Genomic DNA, 9,156 nt, shown 5'->3' on the forward strand with positions numbered 1-9,156 from the left:
AACGCCCCGTTCGGCCAAGCTCCGGGCGGGGCTCTGTCGTTGGCGCTGACCAGCGGCTAAGGTGCACAGAACTGGTAGTCACGTGTGTTGGGGTCTCCCAACACACAGAACTGGATGTTCTGGAGTGTGAGAGATGGCAGCGGCATCTGTGCTGGTCAGGGGCACGAAGACTGGTAGCGGGAACCTTCCGCCCTTCACGGGGGGCATGGAACACACACCGGTCACGTCCCCCTGCGGGCAACCCTCGCTCCCCATACAGAGCATGGAAGATGCTCGCAACCCACTGTCCGGAACGGTGTTCACCGAGACGCTTCGGGGCGTCCGGTGCATCCGACTGTCCGTCCTGACGGACGAGACCACCAGCCCCGAACGCCAGCGGGAAGCGTGCGACCACGTAGGCGCAGAACTGCGGGTCACGTTCGGCGAGGGTGACGCGCTACGCGAAGCGGTGGACCTTGACGTCAGCGCGTCCAAGACCAGCCCTTGGGAGCGCCCGCAGCTTCTGCGCTGGCTCAGCGACCCGCAGGCGTATGACGCGCTGGTGTTCTGGCGGTTCGACCGTGCCATCCGGTCCATGGGGCACATGTACGCCCTCGCCAACTGGGCGCGTGAGCACCGGAAGGTACTGATCTTCGCCGAGGGTCTGGGCGGGGGTCGGCAGGTGTTCGACTTCCGCAACCCCATGGACCCCATGGCGGAACTCCAACTGTTCATGCTCGCTTTCGCCGCACAGTTCGAGTCGCAGTCCATCAGCGACCGCGTCAGCGGCGCGCAGGCCGCCATGCGCAGGATGCCGCTTCGCTGGCGTGGTGGTGGCCGTCCGCCGTACGGCTACATGCCCGCCCCGATGCCCGAGGAGTTTGGCGGCAAGGGTTGGACGCTGGTGCCCGATCCGGACGCCGTGGCGGTCATCGAGCGCATCGTCCGTGAGCTGCTGGAGGGTGCCACGGTGTCCGGCATCGCTGCGGGGCTCAACGCCGATGGGGTGCTCAGCCCGCGCGACTACTGGGCCGACAGGATGGGCCGCGAGCGGGGCGGCAAGACCGGCGGGACCAAGGGTCAGCACGTCGTGCGGGAGACGTTCCAGTGGACCCCTGCGGTCATTACCCGGATGCTCCGCAATGAGGTCCTGTTGGGCTGGAAGATGCACAACAACGTGCCCGTGCGCGACGACCAGGGCAACCCGGTCATGTGCAGCGAGACACCGATTCTCACCCGCGAGGAGTTCGACCAGATCGGCGCCGTCCTGGACGAGCGCAGCATCAACAACAGCGAACGGTCCGACACGGAAGCGCTGCTGCTGCGGGTCATCCACTGCGACTCTTGCGGCGGGCGCATGTACTTGAACCGGCAGGAGAGCAAGAAGAACCAGGCGCCTGTCTACAAGTGCAACTACCACGCCCGGGGCGGCAAGTGCGAAGCGCCCGCGAACATCCGGGGCGACTGGGCGGACGAGTACGTGATAGCCGAGTTCCTGCGCTTGGTCGGCGGAATCCAGACCAGGACAACCGTGGTGGTCCCCGGGTACGACCCCGAGCCGGAGTTGAACGCGACCGTGGCCGAGTTCACCGCACACCTGAAAATCCAGGGGCAGCAGAAGTCCAAGCACGCCGCGCAGGAGTGGCAGCGGCGACACGATGCGCTGGACAGCCGCATAGCCGACTTGGAGTCCCGCGAGAAGACCGAGCCGCAGCGCGTCACCACGGCGACCGGGCGCACCTTCGCCGACGACTGGACGGCTGCCGACACCGCGAAGCGGCGCGGCATGCTCGTTGACGCCGGAGTCCGCCTGAACGTCCGCCGGGGCACCCGTGGCGGATGGCGCACCCTCGACACACGGCGGGTGGACTTCACCATGTCGGGCGAACTCGATGAGGCCGCCGAGGAGCTTTCCGCATGGGACACCGCCACAGTGCCCGAACTGGTGCCCGCAGCCGCGTAAGCGCCCCATAGAGCCCCGTACAGCCCTGGTCGGCCCCCGTTGGTCGGCCGGGGCTCTCTTGTGCCCGCAGACGGGCGCCTGTGGCCTTTGGCTCAGCCGGCCCGGACTGGCCGACAGCGGCAAGAGGGGTGGTGGGTGGTGGTTCTTGCCTATTTTTTAGAACGCATAGAAAAAACTAAGAAAAAACGAGAAACAGGACCACTCTCGCCACCTCACCACCGCTGGCCGGAAACCTCCGCCCTTCACTATGGCAGGGGGAGCGAGCGAAGCCGGGAAACCTCCGCTCCCCACAGCTTACGAGGGAGAGCAGGCAAGGACCGCTCCCCATACCTACCGGGAAAGGTCACGACCGCACGGCCCCACGAGGGGTCCGGCAAGGTCTGCTCCTCACCACCCATAGAAGCCGTAACAACCTGCGGCCAGCGAAGGACGGAGAACACATGAGCGAGACCCTGCACCGGTTCGGCTATCTGGACGGCCCCCGGGACAAGGATGCGGCCCGTGCTGCCGAGTGGCAGCGAGACGAGCGCATGGAGAAGCTGGCCGCGATGCGCGACTCGAACCCCGATGCGTACGACCGGATGAGCACCACTGTCCGCATTTCCCTCGGCTACTACGAGAACGCGAAGAAGATTGCGGCCCAGTTCGGGCACGACACCACGAAGGGTGGCAACTGATATGAGCGCCGAGATCGAGAAGGCCGCCGAGCGAGTCGCCAAGCTGCGCGCACAGATCGATAAGGTTTCCGGCCCGCTGGCCGATGCCGAGGCACAGTTGCGCGCCGCCGAGGACGCCGAGAAGGCGCGCCGAGCGGAACGAGAGATCGAGTACAGCCGCGACTTCGCCAGGAACTGGCCGGAGCGAGCCAGCGAGGCAGCGAACTCCGGCGATGAAGCCCGTCAGCGGTTCTATGACGCGCTGTCGGCGGAGCCCTGGTTCGCGGCGTATGTCGAGTACCGGGCCGCCCGATACAAGCGAGGGCACGTCATGGATGAAGCACAGCGCGCACAGCGGACCATCGGTGAGGCCGTCACCGTGCCCGAGCAGCGGTATTACGCGGCGCAGATGCTCGATGAAATCGTTGATCGGCTTGAGAAGGAATCGGCAAAGCTTGCCGAAGAATTCAATCAGACTCTCGTTGCCCAGCGTGAGGATTACGTGGCCGCACAGGGCGACTGAGCGACCCGCCGCCCAGGGGGGTACTCCCCTCCGTACCCGAGGGTGATCGGCAGGGAGGGAAAAAACTCACGCCGGAGCAGTGGCCATTCTTGGACGCCCCGTGCGCCGTTACAGCGAGCAAGAAAGGAGACCGATGGCCGATCGATATCGACCCAAGCCAGCGGCAATACGGGCCCGCGAGGGAAACCCGTCAAAGGCCAAGATCAGAGAGGGGGTGATTGTCTCTCGCGCTGTTCTCGCCGAGCCCGACTGGCGAGGCGTTTTCATGGACTCGCCAGTCGCCGAGATCCAAGCAGCCAATATCCGCTGTCGGGAAGTAGCTTCGGCCGAGTGGCAACGTGTTGTGCCGATTCTCGAAGTAGTTGCAGGACTCGGCGAGGTAGACCATTCGACCGTCAAGGATCTGTGCGTCTGCGTGGCCCGCATCGACCAGGCGGAGCGCGACCTGTCCGAACGCGGACTCATGGTCACGGCCGAGCGTGGCACGGTGAAGAACGGCGCCGCCACCATCGCGGCACAGTACCGCTCTCAACTTGCCCGCTATATTCGAGAGTTGGGATTGTCGCCGAGTGCCCGCGTGGCCATTGCGCCGCCCGAGCCGGATGACGACTCCGATATCTGGGATTGATCGCCCCGCCAAAGCGATAGCAGTTAGTCAAGCTGCGAAAAGCACAAGAGCCCCGCCCTGTTCTCCCGAAATGGAGGCCAGGCGGGGCCTTTTTGTGTTTACGCTGTCAATCGCTCGATGACGATATCTGTAGGCGCATTCCTTCATAAACTTCCCTGAGGTCCCGCGCGTCGGAAATCTTTCGCACTTCTACTGCCTTGACGACTTCAAGGGCGCGCCAATGGTTAGACGGCGCCACTCGACCAGACAGCATGGCGCGCTGTGCCGAATTACATGCTTCGTCCAATCGGTTAGTAGCCACCAAGGAGAGTGCCAGATCGATATTGGCGGATGCCACCCGGCGAGGCCATTTGTTAACGTCATCCGAGGGGGAGAGTCGCGAAATTACTTCTCGCGCATATGCTTCGGCCGCCGGGTCGCCGAGCCATGCAAGTGTGGTCGCCGCATAGGCGAGTGATTTAGCTGGATCATATTGAAAATGATGTTCCGGCTGATTGGGAGTTCCCAGAGCAGCGGAAAGCGCTTGAACTCGATCTATTGCAGCATAAGTCTCGGCCGAATATCCCAAGCGTGCAAATGCTCGCCCTTGCTGAGCAAGAGCCTGGATTTCAACCGAACTTCCAGTGGGTGCCAGCTGCTGAGCAGTGGCGCTAAGTTCCACCGCCTTTGAGTAGTTGCCATCAGTGAGAACCCGCCAGGCGTCAGTCTCGAAGCACCAAGCTTGAATTTCCGAATTCTCGGCATGTTGCGCTAGCGTCATTGCCGTTCGCAGTCTCGCCGTTGCCGCGTCCTGCTGGTCGAGGTCGATGTGCAGGGTTGCGCCGAGAAGAGAGAACCAGCCACCTATTACTAGTAGCTGTCGGTGTTCGGCGAGAGTCTTTTTCGAATCCATGAGCCTGGCTACATAAAGCGCATATTTCCGCACCTGACCCAAAAGTTCATGCGGGGCTACAGTTGGATATTTGATTGCCAGGTCATGAAAAGTCAGCTCAAGACGTTCAAGCATTTCCTTGCCCACGTCGCTGGCGGAGACCCTGCGCGCAAGCTCCAATGCTTCAATCTCATCGTCATATTCTGCCGAATTGCTGGGGATGTCGTCCCGCGCGGGTTTCGGAGTCGCTGCACTGTACAAGAGAGAGTCAAGCTCAATTAGCGTGACTCGCAATACCTTGGCCAGGGTCGGGCGCTGCCAATCCTGGGGATCTACCTTCCCACTTTCCCATCTCGCCACAGTAGAGCGGTCCACACCAAGATTCTGAGCCAAGGACTCCTGAGTGAATCCAAGGGCCTTTCGCCTTTCGACAAGGGCCCTGCGCCGCTCTGCCATGCCGCCTCCCGGTCTCTGACTACCCGTTCTAGCAGGTCAGGACCCTTGGTGCAGAGAGTCTGAGACATGGATGCCACACGGATGCGTCATCCCTGCTCTGTCCAAGTACGAACGGCAGCCCTGTACTGGTGAATCACACAGTCCAGCGCTGATCGGAGGGACAGCAGTGAAACGACCGAGCATCGTGACTGGCGCCCTGGCGGTCGTCGTCGCTCTCGGGCCCGCCGCCCTGGTGGTCGCCCTCGCCAGGCTCGACCCGCAGTCCGCGCGTCGTTGGGTCTGGTGGTTCTCCGCCCTGGCGGTCGCCATGCTCGGCGTCGTCTACGGCGGGGACTGGGAAACGTGGTGGCGTCGAAGACGGGCCGCGCGGCGGCGCCGGTTGCGGGTCTCGGTTCGGCAAGTTCGTCCCGGAGATCCGCCGTGACCCTCGCTGCCGAGGTACTGCCCACGCTGGCCGAGATCGGCGCGGGACGGCTGCCGGAGCCGCCCGAGGCCGACGACGGAAACGCGTGGGCGGCCGGGGACTGCTGGCTCTACTGCGGGCGCACCTCGGTCCGCGTCCTCTGGCTCGTCCCGGTCACCGCAGCCGGCGGAGTCACGGCCGGGCTGCTCGGCTGCGCAGACTGCATATCGACCCTGCACGGCAAGGCACTTGCCGCGATGGCCAAGCGGGACGATTCGGCGACCGAGCGCACCCACCGGGCACGGCACGCCCGACCCCGGTCGAGATGGGGCACCGGGGTTCGGCGGTAGCCAGCCCCTCGCTCCCGGCGTTGCCTGCGCTGCGTCGGGCCGCACAACCCCCGCCCCGGTGACGCGACTTGGACGGACGCGGACGACCGGGGCGGGGCCCGAGACTCCCGTTTCGGCGAATGAGCTAGCCGATCCACCGCCGGGACGGGGCACCACCCGCTACGCCGACCAGCGGAGCGGCAGCACCACCGGGCACGGCACCCGCCGTTCCCGCCAACAAGAGGAGGCAAGCACGTGAACAAGCCCGTCGAGTTCAACCCGGCGTCGCACCCGGGCCTGGAGTGGTCGGTGGCGTCGTACTCCCACCTGGACGACAAGGTGGAGTGCTTCGCGGTCGCCGACGCCGGTAACGGCCTGGTGGCGCTCGCCAACATCAACAACGACGGCGCCGTGATCACCGGCACCCCCGGCGAGTTGCGGAAGCTGCGCGACGCGTTCGCCACCGGCCAGTACGACCACCTGATCGGCGCCTGACACACCAGCAAGTGAGCGAGAGGCGACCGCCCCAATTCAGGTGGGGCGGTCGCCCCTCATACCCCAGCCTACGAGGAGGGAGCACCACTGTGCAGACTGCACTTTCAAGGCTGGTCACCGACCCGGAGAGCTTCCGGGACGCCTGGCCCTCGGTACCTACGGTGTACGACCGTGACAGGGCGGACCTGCAACAGCTCGCCACCAGGGAAGCGGCCCGCGAGATTCTCGCCGACCCCGATATCCGTCCGGGTGGGTTCGGCATGGTCCGTGACGGAGTGCTGACCGCTGAGCGACCGTCTGCGGACCACCCGACCGACACCCTGGTTCTCAACGGCTTGCACCGGTCCTACCCGCCGATCATGGAGTTCTGCAAGGAACTGTCATCCATGCTCGGCCACCCCGTGACGGGGAACTTCTACCTCACCCCGGCCGGGAAGGCGCAGGGATTCGGGTGGCACTGGGACTGTCATCACGTCTTCATCGCGCAGACCGAGGGAGCGAAGGACTGGCGCCTGTTCGCCCCGACCTTCGTGAACCCGCTGGAGCACCACAACTGGTCGAAGATCGGGTTCTCGCCGGAGGAAAAGCTCCGATTCGCTACGGACACCCCCGACTTCGAGGTGACGTTGCGCGCTGGGCAGGTGCTGTTCATCCCGCGCGGGTGGGTGCACGCCGGACAGAGCACCGAGGAGCACAGCCTTCACATCACCTTCGGAGTGCAACTCCTGACGAAGCACTGGGCGTTGCGGAAGCTCTGGGAACTGGGCGAGGACAGCGAGGTCCTGCGCGACGCGCTCCCGCCGAACCTCGGGGGGGCAGGACTTCACCAAGTTGGCCGGCGAACTGGGCGAGCTGTTCCGTGGCTCGCTGGCCGATCTGCCGACCGATACGGTCGCTCTGCGGCTCCGTTCGGCGCAACGTCTCTCGGTGCTCGGCCAGGAACCCAAGTAGAGAGGACCGGGATAGCTCAGCATGGCGCGGCGACGGACAACCGGGGGTCGGCACCGCCGAATGTGCCAGTGGTCCGGCTGCCAGCGATACGCGAACCTCCGGGATCTCGACACGGGTAAGGACTTCTGTCTGACCTGCGCCGTTGCCATGTTGCACGCTGCCGATGACCCGATCACCAACTTCCGCGAGTTCGACGGCTCGACGGAGTATGCCGAGGCGCTGCGGAACCGCCCGATCCTCGGGCTGTTCGGCTGGCCAGGCACTATCCCGCCGGGCGACGCGGGCGGATAACCTCGGGATGACGCCGAGCGAGAGGATCAGCCGTGCTCGAACCCGACGACGAACCCGTGTCCGACTGGTACGCCGCGCGTACTGGTTACACCCGTCCGCCAGGCACACGAGACGCGCTCATACTTGCCTCGGACGTACGACGGGGCCACTTGTTCCAGGACACCCCGCGTCTCGTGGTCGAGTGGGATGGGCACGAGTGGCAGCCGGTGGGGGTGGCTGACACCTATGCCGACGCCTATCCGGTCATTGTCCGACGGGGGTCGGGATTCGCCGCCCCACAGGACGACACCCCGGTGGCGCTGCTCCGTAAGGGAAACGGCCGACACCGGAAGCCGCACGACAAGTAAGCCCGCGAGTTAGGGGCGTGGGTGCTGCGACAGCACAACGGCCCACCCATACCCGCGCCCCCTCAGGGCCCCGTCTTGCTGGTGAACTCCGGTGGGGCGGGGCCTAGTTGCTGCGGCGCTCGCCCGGGTGAGTGACGAAGCTCCCCATGCCGGCACGGGTGACCACCAGGTGATCAGCCCGAAGGGCGGCAACCGCCTTGCGGACCGTTTTGCGGTCCACGCCGAATTCCTCGGTCAACTCGACCTCGGACAGCTTGTCGTCCGGGTGGAGTTCGCCGGTTGCGATCCGCTCCGTGACGATCTCGGCAATCTGTTCCCACTTCGAGCGGGTAGGGCTGAATTCAAACACCCCCCGACCGTAGCCGCAGGGGCCTACCAGGCATAGCCATGGATAGCCATGGACAGGTATGGACATGGTCGCTACCGTCGCCAACGAAAGAACCCCCGGAAGCCGATTAGGCCCGGCCGCCGGGGGCGTAGCCGCCGACAGTCTGAGGAGCTGCCAGCAATGCGTCATCTTATCGGTTGGGTCCTGCTCCGGGCCCTGGTTCTCTGGCTGCCGGCTCGCGGCCAGCACCGCCCCGCCGTGGTCTCCGAGACCGCCCCGGAGGCCCCGCCGCTGCACATCTGCGGATGGGAAAAGCCGATCCACCCGCACCACCTGGTGAAGACCATGCCGCCCGTGGCACTCGGCTTCTGGATAAGCCCCGTGGTGCTTCGGTGGGAACGGCTCCCCGAGGAAGTGCAGCAGGCGGAACTCAAGGCACACGCCGAGGCCGCTTGGCCGCAGTGGCTCAAGACCAGGGCCGCAGTTGAGCGGAGCCGACAGACCCCCGAGGACGAGAAGCGCCGCAGGGTCGAACTGTTCGCCACGGCCTACGACCTTCCGAGCCCGCTTGCACTGGCGGGGGCGATGGGCTGATGGCCAAGGCATTCGTCAAGGCACTGCCTGACGGCACCCGCAGGGGCAACACGCGGGGTCTGCTGCGGTGCGAGCGGCAGGGGTGGCAGATTCTCGCCGGAAGCCGCTACGCGGTCCGCTACGAGCCCCGTACGGCGAACGACTGCCGACCGTGGACTGACGGGGCAGTCCGGTACTGGTCACGTGACTGCTGGGCTGTCCCGCACCACCGAGCTGTTCGCGCCGAGTAGGTCTCTCCAGACAGCAAAACGCCCCGTTCGGCCAAGCTCCGGGCGGGGCTCTGTCGTTGGCGCTGACCAGCGGCTAAGGTGCACAGAACTGGTAGTCACGTGTGTTGGGGTC

General features: G+C 65.3%; 12 protein-coding genes. 10 read left to right on the forward strand and 2 right to left on the reverse strand.

The features are described from left to right. Positions 1–262: 262 nt before the first annotated feature. From AB0O19_RS38225 to AB0O19_RS38240, 4 genes are all read left to right on the forward strand, one after another. Positions 263–1,942, forward strand: coding sequence for a recombinase family protein (locus tag AB0O19_RS38225; protein WP_363626328.1), 1,680 nt, complete (start codon positions 263–265; stop codon positions 1,940–1,942). Between the two features lie 440 nt (positions 1,943–2,382). Continuing rightward, complete coding sequence (locus tag AB0O19_RS38230; protein ID WP_363626330.1) at positions 2,383–2,619, forward strand: hypothetical protein; 237 nt, start codon at positions 2,383–2,385, stop codon at positions 2,617–2,619. A 1-nt stretch (position 2,620) separates the two neighbouring features. Then, on the forward strand, positions 2,621–3,121 hold the full coding sequence (locus AB0O19_RS38235; protein WP_363626332.1) for a hypothetical protein: 501 nt from the start codon (positions 2,621–2,623) through the stop codon (positions 3,119–3,121). 133 nt (positions 3,122–3,254) lie between these two features. Continuing rightward, complete coding sequence (locus tag AB0O19_RS38240) at positions 3,255–3,749, forward strand: phage terminase small subunit P27 family (RefSeq protein WP_363626334.1); 495 nt, start codon at positions 3,255–3,257, stop codon at positions 3,747–3,749. Between the two features lie 106 nt (positions 3,750–3,855). Here AB0O19_RS38240 and AB0O19_RS38245 read toward each other — a convergent pair whose 3' ends face one another. Further along, positions 3,856–5,076, reverse strand: coding sequence for a helix-turn-helix domain-containing protein (locus AB0O19_RS38245; RefSeq protein ID WP_363626336.1), 1,221 nt, complete (start codon positions 5,074–5,076; stop codon positions 3,856–3,858). Between the two features lie 184 nt (positions 5,077–5,260). On the opposite strand from AB0O19_RS38245, the gene AB0O19_RS38250 reads away from it, so the two are divergent. From AB0O19_RS38250 to AB0O19_RS38270, 5 genes are all read left to right on the forward strand, one after another. Beyond that, positions 5,261–5,500: a hypothetical protein gene (locus AB0O19_RS38250; protein WP_363626338.1), complete on the forward strand. Its 240-nt coding sequence runs from the start codon at positions 5,261–5,263 to the stop codon at positions 5,498–5,500. Next, entirely contained in the window at positions 5,497–5,829 is a 333-nt protein-coding gene (locus AB0O19_RS38255) for a hypothetical protein (RefSeq protein ID WP_363626340.1), read from the forward strand. The genes AB0O19_RS38250 and AB0O19_RS38255 overlap by 4 nt, the downstream gene beginning before the upstream one ends. Positions 5,830–6,063: 234 nt before the next feature. Then, positions 6,064–6,303, forward strand: a complete 240-nt coding sequence (locus tag AB0O19_RS38260) for a hypothetical protein (protein WP_363626342.1) — start codon at positions 6,064–6,066, stop codon at positions 6,301–6,303. A gap of 89 nt (positions 6,304–6,392) precedes the next feature. Beyond that, positions 6,393–7,373, forward strand: coding sequence for a cupin domain-containing protein (locus tag AB0O19_RS38265; RefSeq protein ID WP_363626344.1), 981 nt, complete (start codon positions 6,393–6,395; stop codon positions 7,371–7,373). A gap of 228 nt (positions 7,374–7,601) precedes the next feature. Beyond that, positions 7,602–7,892 carry a DUF6087 family protein gene (locus AB0O19_RS38270; protein ID WP_363626350.1) on the forward strand — a complete coding sequence of 97 codons (291 nt, stop codon included), beginning with the start codon at positions 7,602–7,604 and terminating at the stop codon, positions 7,890–7,892. Positions 7,893–7,995: 103 nt separating this feature from the next. Here the strand turns inward: AB0O19_RS38270 and AB0O19_RS38275 are convergent, their stop codons facing one another. Beyond that, on the reverse strand, positions 7,996–8,241 hold the full coding sequence (locus AB0O19_RS38275) for a winged helix-turn-helix domain-containing protein (RefSeq protein ID WP_363626346.1): 246 nt from the start codon (positions 8,239–8,241) through the stop codon (positions 7,996–7,998). Between the two features lie 159 nt (positions 8,242–8,400). Here AB0O19_RS38275 and AB0O19_RS38280 point away from each other — a divergent pair, with 159 nt between their 5' ends. Continuing rightward, on the forward strand, positions 8,401–8,814 hold the full coding sequence (locus AB0O19_RS38280; RefSeq protein ID WP_363626348.1) for a hypothetical protein: 414 nt from the start codon (positions 8,401–8,403) through the stop codon (positions 8,812–8,814). The last annotated feature ends 342 nt before the right edge of the window (positions 8,815–9,156 follow it).

The organism is Kitasatospora sp. NPDC091276 (assembly GCF_040684355.1).
Taxonomy (GTDB): Bacteria; Actinomycetota; Actinomycetes; order Streptomycetales; family Streptomycetaceae; genus Kitasatospora.